This window comes from Gardnerella sp. KA01000, assembly GCF_049244035.1.
GTDB lineage: Bacteria > Actinomycetota > Actinomycetes > Actinomycetales > Bifidobacteriaceae > Bifidobacterium > Bifidobacterium leopoldii.
On record NZ_CP058367.1, the window covers coordinates 1,149,015 to 1,169,260 of the forward strand.

Below are 20,246 nucleotides of genomic sequence, written 5' to 3' on the forward strand. Positions count from 1 at the left end.
GGCAAAACTTAGGAAAACCAAGTCTTACCGCTTATTTCTATTTACTTAATTCTTACTTAAGTCCCACTTAAGCTTTACTTAAGCCTTACTTAAATCTTACTTAAGTCTACTTATCTTCCTTGCTATTTTGAGAAGCCTCTTGATGCTCAAGAGCAGCCGCAACCAAGCCAGCAAACAGTGGATGAGGCTTAGTTGGGCGAGATTTAAACTCTGGATGAGCTTGAGTTGCTACGTAGAATGGGTGAACTTCCTTTGGAAGCTCCACAAACTCAGTCAAATTACCATCTGGGCTTTGACCGCTAATACGCAAGCCGGCTTCACGCAAACGATCCTTATATGCCACGTTCACTTCATAACGGTGACGGTGACGCTCAGTAACATGCGTAGTGCCATAAAGCTCAGCAACAATAGAGCCTTCTTCAAGCGTTGCAGGGTAAGAGCCAAGTCTCATTGTGTGACCCATATCTCCCTTACCGGCCACAATATCCTTCTGCTCTTCCATAGTTGCGATTACTGGATCGCCACAATCCTTCTCGAACTCAGTGGAATTAGCATCCTCAAGTCCAAGCACGTGACGAGCGTATTCAATAACCATAGATTGCAAGCCAAGGCAAAGACCAAGCGTTGGCAAACCGTGCTCGCGAGCGTAACGAAGTGCGCCAATTTTACCTTCAATACCGCGAATTCCGAAGCCGCCTGGAATAACCATGCCATCCATTTGGTCAAGAGCCGCAGCCGCACCTTCTTGAGTTTCGCACTTGTCTGCAGCAACCCAGCGCACGTTTACCTTAGCCCAGTTTGCAAAACCGCCAGCCTTGATAGCTTCAGTAACAGAAAGGTACGCATCTGGCAAATCAATATACTTACCAACGATTGCAATGTTCAGCTCATGCTTTGGATGATGCACGCGCTCAAGCAAATCTTCCCACTCGTTCCAATCAACATCGTGGAATGGAAGCTCAAGTTCGCGCACAACGTAAGCGTCCAAGCCTTCGTTGAACAAAATCTTCGGCACATCGTAAATGCTTGGAGCGTCGACGCAGTTCACAACGCCTTCAGCATCGACATCGCACATAAGCGAAATCTTGTCTTTAATGCCTTGATTAAGCGGACGATCCGAACGCAAGACAAGCGCATCTGGAGAAATGCCAAGAGAGCGAAGCATCATAACAGAATGCTGAGTTGGCTTAGTTTTCAATTCGTGAGCTGCAGCAATATAAGGCACCAAAGAAACGTGCACAAACATGCAGTTTTCAGGACCTAAATCGCGACGAACTTCGCGAGCTGCCTCCAAAAATGGCTGGGACTCAATATCGCCAACCGTTCCGCCAATTTCCGTAATAATAACGTCTACATCGTCGGAAGCTTGAGCGCGCATACGCGACTTGATTTCACCAGTAATATGCGGAATAACCTGCACGCACTGACCCAAATATTCGCCAGCGCGCTCCTTACGAAGCACAGACTGATAAATCTGACCAGTTGTAACATTCGCTTTCTGGCTTAAGAAAACATCGAGGAATCGCTCGTAATGACCAATATCGAGATCTGTTTCTGCACCATCTTCCGTAACATAGACTTCACCATGCTGGAATGGGTTCATTGTACCCGGGTCAACATTGATATAAGGATCGAGTTTTTGTTGTAATACATGCAATCCGCGACTGCGTAAAAGTCGGCCTAAAGATGATGCTGTAAGGCCTTTTCCGAGGGACGAAACTACGCCACCAGTGACAAAAATATGCTTTGTAATATGCTCCTGAGAGTTACCATGTTGTCTTCTAACCATGGAACTCCATAGTATCTTCGAGCCTCGACGCTGGGTGTTGATTCGCAAAAAATCGAACAAAATCAAACAAGATGCGCAACAGCTTCCAAAGCGAGCTTATAGCCGTACAATCCCATGCCTGTAATAGTGCCGGTTGCAACAGGACTAATTACGCTAATTTTACGAAAAGCATCGCGCGCAGCAGGATTAGAAATATGCACTTCCATTAACGGAACTCCAGCATCCAAAACCATGTGAGCCGCGTCCGCGAGCGCGTAACTGTAGTGCGTAAAAGCGGCAGGATTCATAACAACGGGCGTATGAGTATCGGCAGCTTCGTGCATCCAGTGAACCATTTGAGCTTCGTCGTCACTTTGGCGCACTTCTACTTCAAACCCAAGTTCTGCACCCCACTTTTCGCATTTCTCGCGCAAAATTTCAAAGTTCTCGCTACCGTACACGTCCGGCTGTCGCACGCCTAAACGACCTAAATTCGGTCCGTTTACAACAAGCACTTTTTTTGTATGCTGATTTTCCATTTTTACCTCGCAAGATTAATTAATTTTGCTTATAAACGCGCTCGAAAGCTTCTTTAACTGCTTCAATAGGCGGGTTGTCAAGATGAATAGGATTCGAAATACCATCCAAAATTACGAAACGTAGCATGTTGCCGCGCGCTTTTTTGTCGCGATGCATAAGGTTAAGCACGCACTCAAAAGCAGCATCCGCATCTTTTGCACACTGCCACGAAGTTGGCAATCCAAGCGAATCCAAAAGCGAACGATGATACGCAACGTCTCCCGCATCCAAATATCCTAAAATTTGCGCAAGCTCCGCCGCAAAAACCATACCAACAGCTACAGCGTTTCCATGACGCCAGCGGAAATGCTCAATCTGCTCAATCGCGTGGCCAAGCGTATGCCCGTAGTTCAAAAACTCGCGCAAACCCTGCTCTTTTAAATCGCTCGATACGTGATACACCTTTACTTTAACTGTACGTTCAATAAGCTCCACGAGCAGTTCGTGAAGTTCGTTATTATTTTCTAAATCATCCCCATTAAATTCACGCAAAAGCTTCGCATTATTGGCATCGCTAAGAATCTTCAAAATTTCACCGTCGCGAATAAAACCAGATTTTGCAACCTCACCCAAGCCTTCAATAAGAATATCGTTTGGAAGAGTTGCAAGCGTAGAAGTATCTGCTAAAACGCCAGCTGGAGTGTAAAAGCTGCCGACTAGATTCTTTCCAGCATCCGTATTAATACCAGTTTTACCGCCCGTAGACGCGTCAACCATCGCAAGAAGCGAAGTAGGGCAGTTTACATAGCGAATTCCACGCATCCAAGTTGCAGCAACAAAGCCAGCGACATCCGTTGCTGCTCCCCCGCCTAAACCAACAATTGCATCCGAACGAGTAAAACCAGCTTCTGCCAAGTTAGCCCACAATCCGCTTGCAACTTTAATAGTTTTTCCAGCTTCTGCATCCGGAATTAGCATGTCGAAAACTTCGTAACCAGATTGGCGCAAAATAGTTCGAGCTTTGTCGCTATGACGCTGAACAGGTTGCGTGTGAACTAACGCCACTTTAACCGGCTTAGTTCCAAGCATTTGCGGCAGAAGTTGCATTGCACCGTCACCAATTCGCACATCGTATGGTTCAATTCCCTCACCTGTTACGTGCACAATACGTTGCATAATCATATTCCTTAATTTTTCTGCAGCCATATACGGAGTCGAACCTTTTGTTTGCATGTGGATATTCGACACCGCCTTAAAAACAGGATCTCTCTGCTCAAATAATTCCATCCAACGCTTTTGCGCATCTTCTCCAGAAAACATAGGACGATTATTATTCCAGCTTGCGCGCTCAATAGCCTCTTTAGCATTTGCTTGCAAATACACAACGCGACCACCACTACGCATATACTCACGCAAAACTTTTTGAGTTTCTTCACGCATAGGCGCACCGCCACCAAGCGAAACTATTCCCTTTGTAGAATCTTCTGCAGATGTATCTCCTAAAATTGCCTCTCGCACTATGCGAGCTTCTATTTCACGAAAAGCATCCTGGCCATATTCCTCGAAATATTGCGGTATTGACATATCAATATCGCACTCGATCATGTCATCTGTATCATAAAAAGGCAGATTCATAAGATGCGCAACTTCACGGCCAACACGCGTTTTTCCAGCAGCAGGCATGCCAATAATAACAGCTAGCGGAAGTTTAGTGTTGCTCATTTCATATTCTCCGGCCAGGAAGCTACGTAAGACTCCACATTTCGGCGCGTTTCTTGCAAAGAATCTCCGCCGAATTTTTCCAAAGCATACTTAGCTAAAGTAAGCCTTACCATCGCTTCTGCAACTACAGAAGCAGCTGGCACAGCAGTGAAATCTGAGCGCTGATTAATAGCTTGAGCAGCTTCGCCAGTAAGCACATCCACTGTGCACAAAGCGCGTGGAATAGACGGAATTGGTTTCATTGCAGCGCGCACGCGAATAATTTCGCCGTTCGACATTCCGCCTTCAATTCCTCCAGCTCGATTAGTAAGACGCTTAATTTTCCCGTTTTCGCCTGTTACCATTTCGTCGTGCGCGGCCGATCCAGGGCGATCTGCCTCTGCAAAACCGTCGCCAATTTCCACGCCTTTAATAGCCTGAATTCCCATAATCGCGCTCGCGAGAGCTGCATCCAAGCGACGATCCGACTCAACGTATGTGCCAACTCCTGCAGGCATACCGTAAGCAAGCACTTCCACTACTCCACCGAGCGTATCTGCATTTGCTTTTGCTTCGTCGATGCGAGCCATCATTTTAGCTTCAGCATCTTTGTCGAGAGTGCGAACTGGAGAAGCATCTAGAGCGGCAACATCGTCTGGTGTTGGTAAAACTGAACTTTTGTTAGTGTATTCGCCGCCGATGCCGATAACATGCGCAACAGTGCGCACACCCAAAGCCTGCTGTAAAAACGCATCAGCAATAGCACCCAAAGCTACACGAGAAGCTGTTTCCCTAGCACTCGAACGCTCCAAAACTTCGCGAGCATCATTAAAACCGTACTTGCGCATGCCAGTTAAATCCGCATGACCTGGGCGAGGACGGCTCAAAGGAGCATTTCTGCCAACTTGCTCAACCTCGTGATCCAAAGGATTTGCACTCATTACTTCGGTCCACTTTGGCCACTCTGTATTCGCGATTTCTACAGCAATCGGAGAACCAAGCGTTACGCCGTGGCGAACTCCAGTTAAAAGACGCACTTTGTCTTGCTCAAACTTCATACGCGCTCCACGACCATAACCAAGGCGACGGCGAGCAAGTGCCGAAACTACATCGTTGCTAGTAATGTGCACGCCAGCTGGCAAACCTTCAATCATGGCTACTAACGCTTCACCGTGCGACTCCCCTGCCGTTTGCCATCTAAGCATGCCATTTCTCCATTCTCAAGTAATTTACGCGTCTAAATACTCTACTCTACTAACTACCAAGTATTGAGCTGGTTGTTATTGACAGCAATGCTGCGAGTATTGCAGATATTGCTTCTACTGGTACGAATGGTATTGATGCGTTGGTTGGAGAGCAGATTTTGCAGTAAATTTTCCATAGCAAAAGCCAAAGTAAGCCAACTGCTCCAACTAAAGCAAACCAGTAAATTAAGCAGTCAAAGCCGAATAATACCAAGGCTTGCGCAATCATTGACGCGCTCGTAACATCTCCGAAGCCAATAGCATTTTTTGCGGAAATTTTTCGCATACTCCAGTAAATTACAAAAATAATTACGCAAGAAATCCAGCCGAAAATAAGCACGCTAATATTTCTAAATAAAATAATCGAATATATGAGATTCGCAAAAGATTGAAAAATTCCTGCAATAACAACCCAAAGTCTTGGCACTACGCGACTTTTTATGTCTGTTGCGCAAACTGAAATTAAACATGTGAGCGTTGGTAGCACCGATAGTATCGTAATAATTAATTGCTTCATTAAAGCAGATTACGAAAACTTGCGAAACTGTTACAACCTCAACACATCTATGTGGTTAAAAGCTATATTTTTATTTAATATTTTAATTTCGCACCATTCAGTCGTGTGGATATCAGTGTGGTAGAGATTTGAGATTTTTCGCACTGAGCGCGGCGAACGTCAGAGCCGCAGGCTGCTGATTCGCCAAGCGAAGAAGAAAAATCGAAAAATCTCTGCGATAGACACGGTTATTAACGATTAAACACGCAGAGTTTGGGGGATTTCTCTACGAGCAATAAAAGAGGACTGAGGAAGCAACATTCCTTAAGAACAAAGCAAACAGCAAAACCTCTAACAGCCAAAGCGACGAAGGACGGGACGTGCGAGGAGAGAAATCCCCCAAAACTCACGCCACAGCAAACAAAAATAAGCTTAGTTTAGTTGCCTTCGGGATTATTGCGCTTGTACTCGTCGCGGAATTTCAAAAAGTCGTCTTTGTTATCCGCAAACTTCGTTTCACCAGTCTTCAAATTCGTAGTGACGAAGTAAAGCCATGGACCATCTTGAGGCTTAATGGTTGCAAGCAACGCGCTGTCGCCAGCAATGCCAATAGGCGTAGGGGTCAAACCCTTATGAATACGTGTATTATACGGATTATTTGCATCGTCAAGCATTGCTTGCGTGAGTTTAATAGGTTTTACTCCTGCGCCGTAACCAACAGTAGAATCCATTCCTAACGGCATATCTTTTGCCAAACGGTTCAGTATTACGCGAATAACTTTGCCATAATATTCGCGATTATTCACTTCAGCTTCAGCAATAGACGCCATAATTAAGGCTTTTTCTCTATCTTTACCTTTAGGAATTCCAAGAGAATCAAGTTTTTCAATACGCTTTTTTATCATTGCGGAAAGAATAGCATCCGCACTTTTCATAGCTTTTACGTTATAAACTCCAGGCTCTAGCCAGCCTTCAACGCTACCGTTTGCTTCAGCAGGCAGAATTCCTGCGGCGCCATCAGCTAACGCAGCCTTGAATTTATCTAAACTTATTCCAGATAATGTTGAAGCTTTTTGCAAAACGTCTGCTGCGTGATCCCCTGCACGAACATCAAGGAATCCGCCTGCTTTTGTTTGATCTGAAAGAATATCAACTACATCAATAGCAGCCATATGTTTTTTCAGTGAGTAAACGCCAGGATACAAAATTTTATTATTTGCAGAAACAGCTGAAGTGAATGCAGCTTGCGATTTAACAACATTCGCTTTCACTAGTTTTTCAGCAACTGTAATAGCGCCTTCGCCAGTATCGACTGTAAACTCAACAGATCCATAACCAGGACCCGGCCAATCTGCAACAGCTTCACTGTTCTGAGACAAACGCCACGCACGCACAGCACTGTATCCAACGTAACCAACAACACATAGCACGAACACAATCAATATAGCTAAAACTGCTTTTGCTCGACGTTTACGCTTCTTTGCAGCAAGACGCGCTTTTGCTCGTTTGCGAGATTTTCCTGACGAATCTGAACCGTTAGAAGTAGACGATGAAGGAGAATCATCATGCTCAGTCCATTGTGCATGATTGTCAAAGAACTCATCAAAACTATCAGACATTTGACACTCCTCTTCTACTTTCTAACTTTTGTTCATTTACTTTTACTAGTTTTGTTGCGCATATTTTGAATCGAGAGCAGACTGCAAAATCAACACTGCCGACTGCTGATCCACCATTGGGCGATGCTTTTTAGTAGAAAGATCTGCTTGCAAAAGCTGACGATGAGCACTTACTGTTGTCAAACGCTCATCTTTCCAAACTACTTCTGGTATATAATCCAATGCCCAATCTTTTTCATCATGCAATATTTGCATGCGTTTTATTAGATTCTTCCCCCAGCGCAGAGCTTTTTTAGCAGATTTTCCTTCAGTGCCATCGAGTTGCAAAGGCAAGCCTATAACAACTTTTTCTACATTGTTATCTTCAATAACTTCAAGCACTTCATCTATAGCACGGAAGGAATCTCCAAACACTTGCACATTACCAATAGGATGTGCAAAGGTGAGACCAGGGTCGGAAAGTGCAAGTCCGACCCTTGCGTCACCTAAATCAATACCTAACCACACCATATTTCGTGTTGCTTTTGGTATGATTCGTAAATTTTTAAGCTGTAAGACACGCACTAGGCGAGCTTAGCTACTTCTGATTTCGCAGCTTCGAGAGCTTCATCAATCTTAGAAGCGTCTGTACCACCGCCCTGAGCGAAGTCTGGCTTGCCGCCACCGCCGCCACCAAGCACCTTGGAAGCAGTACGCACCAAGTCGCCAGCCTTAGCACCAAGACCGCGAGCAGCTTCGTTTGTAGCGACTGCGATCATTGGACGATCGTCCTCATTAACACCAGCAAGTGCAACAACCACTGGAGCATCTTCACCTAAACGAGCGCGAATATCTAGAACTGTCTTACGCAAAGCATCGAATGAGCCAAAGTTGCCAACATTCTTAAGAGCCAACTTAACTTTTTCGTTACTATTCTTTGCTTCATCAACTAATGTTGGTACAGCTTCATTTAATTGAGCTTCGTAAACAGATGCAAGCTTACGATCAGAATCCTTCATCTTGTTAAGCAAAGATTCCAAACGTTCAGCTAACTCGTCTGGACGAGCGTTAACCATGTCTGCTAATTGCGCAACCAAAGTGTGTTCACGAGCGCCATACTCGTACGCAGCTTCACCACAAAGAGCATCGATTCTGCGCACACCAGAGCCAATAGAAGACTCGGAAAGAATAGTTACCATACCAATCTTTCCAGTACTCTTAGCATGAGTACCGCCGCAAAGCTCACGGCTCCAACCGTCGCCGATTTCAACAACGCGCACAACATCGCCGTACTTTTCGCCGAACAAGTGCATTGCTCCAAGCTTAAAAGCGTCGTCGATTGGCATTTCCTTAGGAACTACCTGCAAATCGTCACGAATACGCTCATTTACGCGAGCTTCAACGCGAGAAAGCGCATCTTTATCGACAGCCTTTGGCCACTGGAAGTCGAAGCGCAAACGATCTGGATCAACTACAGAACCACGCTGAGTAGCCTGTGGACCAAGCTCTTCGCGCAAAGCCTTGTGAAGAGTGTGAGTAGCGGTGTGAGAACGCGCCAACGCAGCCCTGCGAACCTGATCAATATTCGTGTTCACTGGAGCACCAACACTCAAGGTACCTTCAGTAAGTCGGCAGCTGTGAACAATCAAATCCTTGATTGGACGCTGAACATCGTCGACTTCCAAAATTGCGCCGTCGTCGGAAATAATCTCACCCTGATCTGCAATCTGACCGCCACGCTCAGCATAGAATGGCGTGCGATCGAGAATAACCTCAACGTTTGCAGGAGCAGTAACGCTTTTAACAGAACCCTTGCCTGCTTCAACAATTGCCAAAACGTTTGAACGACTTGAGAAGTCAGTGTAACCGAGGAAGTCGATTGGCTTTTCGAGCGACTTCTTAATATCGTCGTAAACGCTAACGTCCACGTTATGACGCTTCTTCAAAGCGTCAGCGCGAGCGCGACCTTTCTGCTCGCTCATAAGCTCGCGGAACTTAGCTTCGTCGACCTTAACACCCTGCTCGGCTGCCATCTCAAGAGTAAGCTCAATTGGGAAGCCGTAAGTATCGTGCAAAGTAAACGCGTCGGAGCCGCCAACCATAGGGTCATCCTTGTGCTCTTTCTTAGCTTTTTCAACAGCCAAGTCGAGAATAGTTGTGCCCTTTTCAAGAGTGCGACGGAACGCGTCTTCCTCACCGTAAGCAGCTTCGCTAACCTCGTGGAAAGTATCGTTAAGCTCTGGATAGCTTGGTTCCATAGCAGCCTTAGAAACTGGGAACAGCGTTGGCAAAACTGGATCTTGAACGCCGAGCATACGCATTGCGCGAACAGTTCTGCGAAGAAGACGACGAAGCACATAGCCACGGCCAACATTACTTGGGCGCACGCCATCACTCATAATCATCAAAGCGGAACGCACGTGATCTGCTACAACGCGGAAACGCACGTCAGCATCATTATTATCGCCGTACTTTACGCCACTAAGCCTTTCTGCAGCTTCAATAACTGGGTAAACTTCGTCAGTTTCGTAAATATTTTCCTTACCTTGCATAAGGTAAGCCAAACGCTCCAAACCAGCGCCAGTATCAATATTCTTTTGATCGAGTTCGCCAGCAATATGCAAATCAGTCTTAGATTTGACGTTATCTACCTGGTAATTTTCGAAAACCAAATCCCAAATCTCAATAAAGCGAGATTCGTCAGCAGCCGGACCTCCATCGCGACCATATTTAGGACCGCGATCCACGTAGATTTCGGAGCATGGGCCGCCAGGACCAGGGCCGCCGGTAGTCCAGAAGTTATCTTCCATACCGAAAACTTGCATATGCTCTGGGTCGAAGCCTTCGTTCTTCCAAATTGCGCGTGCTTCATCGTCGTCAGTATAAGTAGTAACCCAAAGCTTTTCAGGGTCAAAACCGTAGCCGCCCTTATCTTGAGGACTAGTTAAAAGCTCCCAAGCGTAGTGAATAGCTTCTTCCTTAAAATAATCGCCAAACGAGAAGTTACCAACCATCTGGAAGAAAGTGCCGTGACGAGTAGTCTTACCAACTTCGTCAATATCTAGAGTGCGAACGCACTTCTGATTCGAAGCCATACGACGCGAAGGAGGCGTCTGCTCTCCGAGCAAGTAAGGAATAAACGGCACCATGCCTGCGATAGTAAATAACGTAGTTGGGTTCGGCGAAATAAGAGAAGCCGAAGGAACAACCATATGACCATTCTTAGCAAAATAGTCAAGATAACGCTTTGCAATTTCTGCTGTGCGCATACGTACGAACTCCTTGTGTAATTTTTAGCAAGACCCACGCAAACCGTCACAAATAACCGTCACAAACAAAAGCCACATGCAACGCTCACACGAAATCGTGCCGCATGACGCACGACGCAATCATGCAAACATTCAATATAGTACTTCAATACTTAACTTAACTAAACTTAGCAAAGTAACGAAATTATGAAAAACTCGTTTTTTATTTAAAATTCCCTATTTCTACGATTAGCATAACGAGAATTAAGCTCAGCTTCATGCTCTTTACGGCTAGTATTGAAATCTTTAAACAATCCCATTACTGTGCGCAATGTGATATTTTTCGGTTCCTCATCAAATATAAAACGACTAGCAGAAGACGGCATTTTTGCTTTAACATATGCACGAGCCTTCGTAACTGTAAGAACACCAATTACAATGCCAACAAACATCCAAAATAAACGCTTGAACATTACTCCCCCCTGCTTGCATTATTAGTTGCATTCTTGTCAGAGGATTCTTTTGAAGCGTTACGATTGGCACTATTCTTGTCTGTTGGCACAGTCGGCTTATTGAAGAAAGAAGAAACAGTATCTTTTAGAGCGTAACCGGCAGCTGCAATTTTTACGAGCGGTTTTCCAAGGAAAGCACCATACAAATCTGTTAGAGCACTAATATTTGTAACGGTTGTGCGAGTAGCTCCTGAAACAGCGTTTACGTCGTCAAGAGTCTTATTAACTTGCTTAATAGTTGTAACAGACTCATCGATTGCCGGCATCGCATGCTCACCCGACTCTTTAATTGTTTTCGCAATCTGATCAAACAATCTGCCTAATCTGATTAACGGATAAATCAAAAAGCCAGAAAGCACGGCAAACGCAATCGCAGCAATAAGAGCAGCTATGTCTCCAACGCTCATCGTAACCTCTTTCTATACCATTTTGCCTAAGATTTCGCAGTATCAAAAGCCATACAACAGCAAATCAAACTACGTATTAAAACCCTTCGCAATGACTTAAGATTAACGAACGGTAAAGACGCATATAACAAAGTTAAACAGTAGAATCTACTCGTTATAGCCTCGAATAGTAATGGCATTATCAATAGGTTTGGTAGTGTCAAAATCAAGTCTGGTTACGCTTCCGTTTTGAGGACGTTCGCTTAAATCGTAGCCTGCAGGCGCAAAACGGTGCATAAGACTTAGCAGAGTGTTGCCATGCGAAATTTGCAAAATATTATCTCCATCGTTAAGCAAAGAATTTGAAGCGATTAACGCAAAACCTTCTTCTACACGAGTCCAATATTCGATATCTGACTCGGCATCGTGAAAAGGATCCGCTTCTTTAAGCATGTCTCGCGTTGCCGCAAGCCCAAATTTTTCAACGATTTCGTTATAAGTGTGCGCTCCGTGAGGCGCTCCTGCAGCCCACCAAGCCATTTGCATATCTTGACCTTCAAAATAGCCGTAGCATTGCTCGCGAAAATGCATGTCGCTTATAAGCGTCGGGCGCACGTTACCGGCAGATTCATTTGCATCGAGAATACGTTGTGCTGTGATTTGCGCACGAGTAGTATCCGAACAGTAAGCTGCAGCAAAAGCAATATTTTCTAGCTTTTTTGCAGCCGTGTCCGCATCTTTCAAACCTTTTTCAGTAAGCGGAGAATTTGACCAGCCTTGCAGTCGATTATAGCGATTAAATAGCGTCTGTCCGTGACGCACTAAATAAAGATGCAGCAACATAGCTCCATTATTGCACTAAGCGGTACATAACTGTCGAAAACACCAAACAAACCGATGAAATCGACAAAAACGCATTGACCCCTGCCACGCAATCGCATAGCAGGGGTCAAGCGGTATGTCCTTAAGAATTAAATCGGCGAATTAACGAGCGTAGTATTCGACGACGTACTGAATGTTGACTTCAACTGGAATCTGATCGACTTCCGGCTTACGAGTCAAAGTAGCCTTCAAAGAGGCAAGATTCACATCGAGGTAACCAGGAACTGCTGGCAAAACGTCGCGATGAACGCCTTCTGCAGCCATCTGGAATGGAACCATGGTCTGGCTCTTGGCACGAACCTGAATGGTCTGACCTGGCTTCACACGGTAAGATGGGCGATCAACAAGATTGCCATCAACCAAAATATGACGATGTACAACAAACTGACGAGCCTGGGCGGTGGTGCGAGCAAAGCCTGCGCGCAAAACCAAAGCATCAAGACGAGTTTCCAAATCGGTGAGCATTGCGTCACCGGTCTGGCCTGCAGTGTGCGTACCCTTCTCGTAAGCAGCACGAAGCTGCTTCTCGGAGATGCCGTACTGAGCGCGAAGACGCTGCTTCTCGCGAAGACGTACTGCGTAATCGGACTCGGTGCGACGACGAGTGCGACCGTGCTCACCTGGAGCATATGGACGCTTCTCGAAGATACGCTGAGCCTTTGGGGTCAAAGCGATGCCGAGGGCGCGAGAAAGACGCACCTGACGGCGAGAACGCTGAATATTAGTCATAACTAATCCTTTAATTCTGTCGTTATCTGAACGGAACGCGAACCAAGTTTTTAGTCGATCGCAAAATCGCCTAAAAATTATTCACGCTGAGCCGGCCTCTCCAGTGCTTCTTCGTGCTAACACACGAACGCGCAAGTATTAAAACGTTGAAATAACGCCATAACTACCGCGCGCCGACCCACTGATGGGCTAAGGCTCCAGATGATGCTTACACAAAATAGGCATCGTTTCTAATTCTACACACCCGTAAGAATAAATTAGCGAAGGGAGCCAGCATCCATTGTGTATGTGCGATCCGCACAACGAGCAGCCTCAACATCGTGAGTTACCATGAGCACTGCCACACCATTTTTTGCAGCCTCGCGCAACATTTTCACCACTATGCGAGTATGCTCTAAATCCAAATCGCCAGTAGGCTCGTCAAGAATAAGGAGCTTCGGATTGTTTATTAGCGCGCGCACAATCATTACGCGACGCATTTCACCACCCGAAAGCTCACTTGGGTAGCACCACAGTAAATCTTCAATATGCAATTGCTTGCAAAGTTCTAACGCGCGAGTCTCATTTGAATCTTCGCTTACTTCAGACTTATTTTCAGCAGACTTACTTTCAGCAGACTTACTTACTTCACAAGTACTAGCTGCAATTTGCACAGGTAAAAGTATGTTGTCATGCACAGTAAGATTTTGCAAAAGCGTCTGCGATTGCGTCACAAAACCTATATCACATGCGCGCAAACGAGACATCTTGACATCACTAAAAGTGTGTTCAGAAATCTCTTCGCCGCAAACTTTTACACTTCCATGCGTTGGCTTCAATAACCCAGCAATCAAATTTAGTAAAGTAGATTTTCCGTTACCTGACTTTCCAACGATTGCCACAAAATCGCCGCTATTTAGCACAAAGCTCACGTTATTTACTGCAAAAAATTTGTGCTTTCTGCGCATAAATTCGCGAGTTACACGAGTAAGTTCAACAACAGGTAAAATATCAAACTCATTACTTGGAAGTTTTTGACTCTTATCTTCCATACTTACTCACCTGACCTAAGTATCAAATACGTTTCACGCATAGCAATACGCAATGTAGTAAGCGCTGAAGCTACAACAACTGCAACAAGCGCAAGTAGCACAGACGCTAACATAAGCACTGCTACTGGTAGAGCAGTCACTTCCAAATACGGAAGCTGCAATTGTTCAGAAATAAGAGAACTGTAAGGGAACAATATAAGACTTGCAGACGCAACACCCAATACGCCACCAACTAAGCCAAGTATCGTAGATTCTCTAACTACAACACCTAAAAGCATATTTCTTGTTGTGCCAAGTATGCGAAGAGAAGCAAACTCTTTTTTACGCTCGTTTACAGATGTTGAAAACACTGCAACTAAAACTAGCAATCCAACTAGCCAGCACGCAGCAATTATAAAAGTCAACGTGCGAGTAAAAACACCAAGATTAGCTTGCGTAGTTGCTGTAATTCCGCCCGGAAAAACTATGCCAATGCTTGAAAGACCAGTTGTTTTGCGGATATTTTTTGCAACTTCTTGCGCGCTGTAACCTTTTTGTACTTTTACAAGAACTGCAGAAACTGCTTTTTTAGCATATTCCTTTGGAATAGCGGTATGCCCTACTTTCGTTGAATACTCAACTACTTGCGGCACACTTTCGCGTCGCACAAACACTGAATTATCAATGCTTGTGCCGGTTTTTGCAAGCTGCGCAGCTACAGGCCATTGGTGTCCAAAAAGACGAACAGTATTCATATAAGACACGATTACATTTGCGCCAGCAATCATCTCGCCTTTTTGTAACTTCTGCTTGTGTTGAGAATAAATCCAAGGACCTATAACAAAATCAGAATCGGGATCAAAACCAATAATTTGTAATTTTTCAGCGCAACATCCTGCAGAAAGCGAAGAAATATACGTTTGTGCACTCGCCTTTTGCACACCCGGAGAGCGTCTTACTAAATTCTCAATATCGTTAGTGAAATAAAAAGTGCTTGAACCACTGTTTGTAAGCAGCGCTTCTGCTTTAGTATGCGTACCTTGAGGGATAACCATAATATCGGCTCCCATGCGTTCTCGCATACTGTTCAAGCCGCGTTCAAGATTCATAGAAATCAGCGAGCCGCCGAAAAATATTGCAGACAAGCACGCAGATACAACAATAAGTGCAGCCGTGCGCAATGGCTTGCGTTTAAGATTTTCCAGCGGCAATCGCTTTAGCGTAATAGTGCGCATAATTTTGCTTTGTTAAGCTTTTCGAACTATTTGAACTATTAATTTTCTTTATTATCCAAATACACGGAAACAGCTGCGAACACTAATGCGAGCACAGACAGAACAATCAGTGTTGGACGCATAACCGATGCACAGTGCATCATTGGGCTCTTGCACACGCCAATAAGGAATGTTGTAACAGCGAGCATAAGCAAAGCGTTCACAACTACAGCAATATTTAAACCAATGCGAACATTTTCTTTAACAAATAGCGCAATAATTCCAAGTACTGCAATAACTAAACCAATTCCAACGGCTGCACGACCTGTGTAGTAGCATGCCATAGGTTGCATCATCATATGCATTTTGTGCATGCCTCCGGTTGAGCATGGCTTTGCAAACGTCAATGGTGCAACGGCAATAAGCAAACCGAAAATAATTGCAGGAATTGATGCGAATAATTTGTTTTTCATAATTTATACCTCATGAAATGTATGTTTTTATTTTTTAGTGTCACATTTTCGTTAATGCAACACGCTTCTCAGCGCTCACACCAGCAAACGCCACGTCCTTGTTAAAAATTTATCTTACATTAAAGTGCATAAATAAAAGATTTTACAATTTTTCGATTGGTGCAACTCTAAGCATTAGTCGCTTTACTCCATCGGAGCCGAAATCGACTGTAATAATTGAGTTTCTGCCCTTATCTTGCGTTGCTAACACGGTTCCTAAGCCGTAAGTATCGTGAGTAATTTTGTCGCCAACTTGGAAGTCTTGAATATTTAGATGATTGTTTTTATTCATAACTGCAGAAGTTGAACCAACTTTTGTTGCGCTTGTTGAAGTCGCAGTTTTTGCAGTAACTTTGCGCGTTTTTACTGCACTTGACTTAGACCAATTCGATTTAGAATAAGACGAGCCGTAAGACGAGCCATAAGAAGATCCGTAAGACTTGCTATAAGACTTTCCGTAAGAAGAGCCGTAAGACTTAGAGCCATACGATTTATTTCTTCCGTAAGACTTAGAGCCATGCGACTTTTCAGAACCGTAACTGCTTCCACCATAAGTTGTTTTTTCACTAAACGCATCGCTATAATCGTCATCCCAGCCGCCGAAATCGCCACCGAAATCACTATCAAAATCGCTATCGAAATCATCGCCGCGCCTAGACGAAGCGCCCCAACGCTCAACATCAGACTCTCTGCGCTTCCAATCAATCAAATTATCTGGAATCTCATCCAAAAACTGGCTTGGAAGCATATCTTGAGCCTGCCCCCATTGCGCACGAACAGCAGCACGAGTAACATACAAACGCTGCTTAGCTCGAGTAATACCAACATAAGCAAGACGACGTTCCTCGCAAAGCTCGCCATCGTCTTCCAAAGCGCGAGAATGCGGAAAAGTTCCCTGCTCCATGCCAGTTAGGAACACAACCGGATACTCCAAGCCCTTAGCTGTGTGAAGCGTCATCAACGTAACTTTACCAGTGTCCTCATTTTCATCCGGCAATTGATCCGAATCAGCCACAAGCGCCGTCGTTTCAAGGAATCCAGCAACACTAGCATCCGGCGTATTCTGCTCATACTCAGCTGCAACCGACTGCAATTGCGACAAATTATCCACGCGAGCGGCATCTTGAGGATCTTCAGAACGTTGCAAATCCTCCAGCAAACCACTGTCGTTCAGTATGCTGTCAATAACTTTAGAAGGTTTCGAGTCATCGTTTTGCATACAAGTAATTAAATTGTGCATAAGCTCACGGAACTCTTTAAGCTTGGTTGCAGTGCGAGTTGGCATGCCTTCGATTGACTCCAAATGCTCCAAAGCTTGCCAGAAGCTAACTCCTTGTGTTTGAGCGTAAAGCGTTAGCAAAGCCTCCGCACGCGCTCCAAGCCCACGCTTAGGCACATTCAAAATTCGGCGCATATTCACATCGTCATCTGGGTTTGCCATAGATTGCAAGTATGCGAGCGCATCTTTTACTTCGCGACGCTCGTAAAACTTCGTGCCGCCAACAAGTTGATACGGAAGACCTGCTTTAACGAGCGCATCTTCCAGCGAACGAGACTGTGCATTAGCGCGATACATAATCGCCATATCCGAATAAGCAACACCCTCCTCACCTGCTAATCGCGCTATTTCTTGCGCAACCCAAGCTGCTTCCTGTTGAGCACTGTCTGCTGCATAACCAGTAATTGGAGCACCCTTACCTAATGCCGTCCACAATTTTTTAGGCTTTCGTCCTTGATTATGCGAAATAACTGCGTTTGCAGCATCCAAAATAGTTTGCGTAGAGCGATAATTTTGCTCAAGCATAATAGTTGTAGCGTTTGGAAAATCTTTTTCAAAGTCTTGAATATTGCGAATATCTGCTCCGCGAAAAGCGTAAATCGACTGGTCGGAGTCACCTACAACTGTGATTGATGCAGGAGTGCTATTTTGCTGAGATGCATTTGCGTTATTTTGCTTTACATACGCACTATTTTGTTTTACATCCACTCCTGCAAGCTCGCGAATAAGCTCGTATTGAGCGTGATTCGTATCCTGGTACTCGTCTACGAGAATATAGCGGAACTTATGGCGGTAATATTGCGCAGCTTCTGGTACTTCGCGCATGAGTTGCACAGTTCGCATAATTAAATCGTCAAAATCAACCGCATTTGCTTGAGATAAACGATGCTGATATTCCGCATAAATAGTTGCGTAAACAGCTTCAGAATTGCCAGCGTGCGCAATTTGTTGACCTGCAACACCCGGCTTGTAATCGTTAGCATACATGTCTAGTTGCTCACGCCAAGTGATTAAACTATTTTTGCAATCTGAAATCTTGCCCAAAATGCTGCGTGGCGTAAAACGCTTAATATCAACGTTAAGCTCTGTTGCAATAATTTTTACTAATCGCTCGCAATCGGAAGTATCGTAAATAGAAAAGCCTGATTTTAAGCCAATATACTGTCCTGATCTGCGAAGTATTTTCACACATGCAGAATGGAACGTCGAAACCCACATAGTATTTGCTTCGCTGCCAATAAGATTGCTTAAACGTTCACGCATTTCGGCAGCAGCTTTGTTTGTAAACGTGATAGCAAGGATTTGGCTTGGCCAGGCACCTTTTTGGCTTAATATCCAAGCTATTCTTCGCGTAAGAACTCGCGTTTTGCCGCTTCCAGCTCCTGCTCCAATAAGCAGTGCCGGTCCGTCGTATTGGACTGCTTGAGATTGTTGCGGATTTAAGCCGTCGAGTAGTTTTTGCGCGTCAACTGCAACTCTAGAATGTGCAGAATTTTGGGAATATTCTTGAGATTCTTGAGATTCTTGAGGAGACACTTCTTCTTGAGGAGGCACTGATTCTTGATCAGACGCATATTCTTGCTGCGTAAAATCAGGCTCTTTAGCGTAAGCGTCAGCATACTCGTCGTAACTGTAGTTGGCATAATCATTCGCATCCGCAACATTCTCGTAAAAATGATCGTCAGAATCGAACGAATCAACTGGATTCCCCAACAAATCACTTACATATCCATAATCGCTATCTTTTGCACTCATATTTGCATTCATACTTGCGCCCATACTTACGCTCATACTTGTACTCCATTGATGCTGCCAATTACCTACGTTTTAGCTTCAGCAATAAAACGCCCCCACGTTTTAATTGCGCACGTATCTAATCAGGTTTACCACATGCTGCAGTCGTTTTTACTCGTATTGTGTCACGAACGTGGGTATGCTTGAGCGTACTGCAAGTAATTGTTCGTAAGAAGGGGCGCATCGTGCAAGAATTGGAAGAACGCATTCTCCAAGATGGTATCGTAAAACCAGGCAATGTATTAAAAGTAGACGCTTTTTTGAACCACCAGTGCGATGTGAATTTATTTGATCATATGGGAGCCGCTTGGGCTGAGCATTTCCGCGACGCAAATATTACTAAGATTCTTACGATTGAGGCTTCTGGTATTGGAATCGCATGTGTTGCAGCACGCCATTTTGGTGGAGTTCCTGTGGTTTTTGCAAAGAAAGCTCAGTCAATTAATCTCGATGGCGACCAATACGTATCTACGGTATTTTCTTTTACAAAGCAGCGCGAGTTTCCGGTGATTGTGTCACGTAAGTATTTAAGTGCGGAAGATCGCGTGCTTATTTTGGATGATTTTTTGGCGAACGGCAAAGCTCTACAAGGATTAATCGACATTTGCAATCATGCTGGAGCTAGCGTTGCAGGCATTGGAATCGCTATCGAAAAGGGCTTCCAAGGTGGCGGAGATGCGCTTCGTGAAGCCGGATATGACTTGGATTCGCTGGCGATTGTTGACGCGATGGATCCTGTTGATGGGTCGATTTCGTTCCGTAAGTAGCGAGTGCGAAGCGCGAGTTTTTTACTGTGGCGCGAGTTTTGGGGACTGGTTTTTGGCTGGCGGGTTTCTGAAGTGGTTGTGTGATATAGGAATTACTTGTCTCGCAGCGCTCCGCTCTTGCTTGCCGTGGCGCGAGTTTGGGGGATTTCTCTCCTCGCGCGTCCCGTCCTTCAGTCGCCTTGACTGTTAAAGGCGTTTATTGTGTTCGCCTTTCTTTAAAGAATGTTGCTCCATCAGTCCTCTTTTAGCGCTCGTAGAGAAATCCCCCAAACTCTGCGTGCTAACCATTAATAACCTCGTTTTATCGCAGAGATTTTTCGATTTTTCTTCTTCCCTTGGCGAATCAGCAGCCTGCGGCTCTGACGTTCGCCGCGCTCAGTGCGAAAAATCTCAAATCTCACCGCACGAATATTTGTTCCGACCAAGCAACACCCACCCTTCACTACTAGTAAAACCGCTAGTGTTTTGTGGTGTGGTAGGAGTGCCTGGTGTAGTGTGTGCAGCAGCGCAAAGCTAGTGTTCTTTAAGCAATAAATACTCAACGTCTGCAGAGCATTATTGCTAAAGTTCACTAAGCAATAAGTAAT

The 20,246-nt window shown here is 44.9% G+C and carries 17 protein-coding genes; 1 reads left to right on the top strand and 16 read right to left on the bottom strand.

The window, feature by feature from the left end:
- Positions 1 to 106: 106 nt before the first annotated feature.
- The 16 genes from HXT58_RS04285 to HXT58_RS04360 form a co-directional block, all read right to left on the bottom strand.
- On the bottom strand, positions 107 to 1,789 hold the full coding sequence (locus HXT58_RS04285; protein ID WP_004119263.1) for a CTP synthase: 1,683 nt from the start codon (positions 1,787 to 1,789) through the stop codon (positions 107 to 109).
- Between the two features lie 62 nt (positions 1,790 to 1,851).
- Entirely contained in the window at positions 1,852 to 2,307 is a 456-nt protein-coding gene (locus HXT58_RS04290) for a type II 3-dehydroquinate dehydratase (RefSeq protein ID WP_064340465.1), read from the bottom strand.
- 19 nt (positions 2,308 to 2,326) lie between these two features.
- Positions 2,327 to 4,009, bottom strand: a complete 1,683-nt coding sequence (locus HXT58_RS04295) for a bifunctional shikimate kinase/3-dehydroquinate synthase (RefSeq protein ID WP_116442612.1) — start codon at positions 4,007 to 4,009, stop codon at positions 2,327 to 2,329.
- A complete protein-coding gene (gene aroC, locus HXT58_RS04300; RefSeq protein ID WP_415705847.1) occupies positions 4,006 to 5,193 on the bottom strand; it encodes a chorismate synthase in 1,188 nt (395 codons plus the stop codon). Before aroC ends, HXT58_RS04295 begins: the two co-directional genes overlap by 4 nt.
- Positions 5,194 to 5,242: 49 nt before the next feature.
- Positions 5,243 to 5,659 carry a hypothetical protein gene (locus HXT58_RS04305; RefSeq protein ID WP_004105258.1) on the bottom strand — a complete coding sequence of 139 codons (417 nt, stop codon included), beginning with the start codon at positions 5,657 to 5,659 and terminating at the stop codon, positions 5,243 to 5,245.
- Positions 5,660 to 6,165: 506 nt separating this feature from the next.
- Positions 6,166 to 7,347 carry an endolytic transglycosylase MltG gene (mltG, locus tag HXT58_RS04310; RefSeq protein ID WP_004119272.1) on the bottom strand — a complete coding sequence of 394 codons (1,182 nt, stop codon included), beginning with the start codon at positions 7,345 to 7,347 and terminating at the stop codon, positions 6,166 to 6,168.
- A gap of 45 nt (positions 7,348 to 7,392) precedes the next feature.
- A complete protein-coding gene (gene ruvX / locus HXT58_RS04315; RefSeq protein WP_415705845.1) occupies positions 7,393 to 7,857 on the bottom strand; it encodes a Holliday junction resolvase RuvX in 465 nt (154 codons plus the stop codon).
- 53 nt (positions 7,858 to 7,910) lie between these two features.
- Positions 7,911 to 10,595, bottom strand: a complete 2,685-nt coding sequence (alaS, locus tag HXT58_RS04320) for an alanine--tRNA ligase (RefSeq protein WP_410294716.1) — start codon at positions 10,593 to 10,595, stop codon at positions 7,911 to 7,913.
- A gap of 206 nt (positions 10,596 to 10,801) precedes the next feature.
- The gene (locus tag HXT58_RS04325) at positions 10,802 to 11,047 is read right to left on the bottom strand and encodes a hypothetical protein (protein ID WP_004105270.1); all 246 of its coding nucleotides are present in this window, start codon (positions 11,045 to 11,047) and stop codon (positions 10,802 to 10,804) included.
- Positions 11,047 to 11,493 (bottom strand): DUF948 domain-containing protein, encoded by a 447-nt coding sequence (locus HXT58_RS04330; protein ID WP_004105272.1) that lies wholly within the window; start codon positions 11,491 to 11,493, stop codon positions 11,047 to 11,049. The genes HXT58_RS04325 and HXT58_RS04330 overlap by 1 nt, the downstream gene beginning before the upstream one ends.
- 147 nt (positions 11,494 to 11,640) lie before the next feature.
- Positions 11,641 to 12,315, bottom strand: a complete 675-nt coding sequence (locus HXT58_RS04335; protein ID WP_116973362.1) for a histidine phosphatase family protein — start codon at positions 12,313 to 12,315, stop codon at positions 11,641 to 11,643.
- A 141-nt stretch (positions 12,316 to 12,456) separates the two neighbouring features.
- A complete protein-coding gene (rpsD, locus tag HXT58_RS04340; RefSeq protein WP_004105277.1) occupies positions 12,457 to 13,083 on the bottom strand; it encodes a 30S ribosomal protein S4 in 627 nt (208 codons plus the stop codon).
- A 257-nt stretch (positions 13,084 to 13,340) separates the two neighbouring features.
- A complete protein-coding gene (locus tag HXT58_RS04345) occupies positions 13,341 to 14,114 on the bottom strand; it encodes an ABC transporter ATP-binding protein (protein WP_004119285.1) in 774 nt (257 codons plus the stop codon).
- 2 nt (positions 14,115 to 14,116) lie between these two features.
- Positions 14,117 to 15,328 (bottom strand): FtsX-like permease family protein, encoded by a 1,212-nt coding sequence (locus HXT58_RS04350; protein ID WP_004574020.1) that lies wholly within the window; start codon positions 15,326 to 15,328, stop codon positions 14,117 to 14,119.
- A 38-nt stretch (positions 15,329 to 15,366) separates the two neighbouring features.
- Positions 15,367 to 15,780, bottom strand: a complete 414-nt coding sequence (locus HXT58_RS04355) for a DUF4418 family protein (RefSeq protein ID WP_004105286.1) — start codon at positions 15,778 to 15,780, stop codon at positions 15,367 to 15,369.
- A 142-nt stretch (positions 15,781 to 15,922) separates the two neighbouring features.
- The gene (locus tag HXT58_RS04360; RefSeq protein WP_415705843.1) at positions 15,923 to 18,889 is read right to left on the bottom strand and encodes an ATP-dependent helicase; all 2,967 of its coding nucleotides are present in this window, start codon (positions 18,887 to 18,889) and stop codon (positions 15,923 to 15,925) included.
- A gap of 188 nt (positions 18,890 to 19,077) precedes the next feature.
- Between HXT58_RS04360 and HXT58_RS04365 the strand changes: the two genes are divergently transcribed.
- On the top strand, positions 19,078 to 19,659 hold the full coding sequence (locus tag HXT58_RS04365) for a xanthine phosphoribosyltransferase (protein ID WP_004110321.1): 582 nt from the start codon (positions 19,078 to 19,080) through the stop codon (positions 19,657 to 19,659).
- Positions 19,660 to 20,246 lie beyond the last annotated feature (587 nt).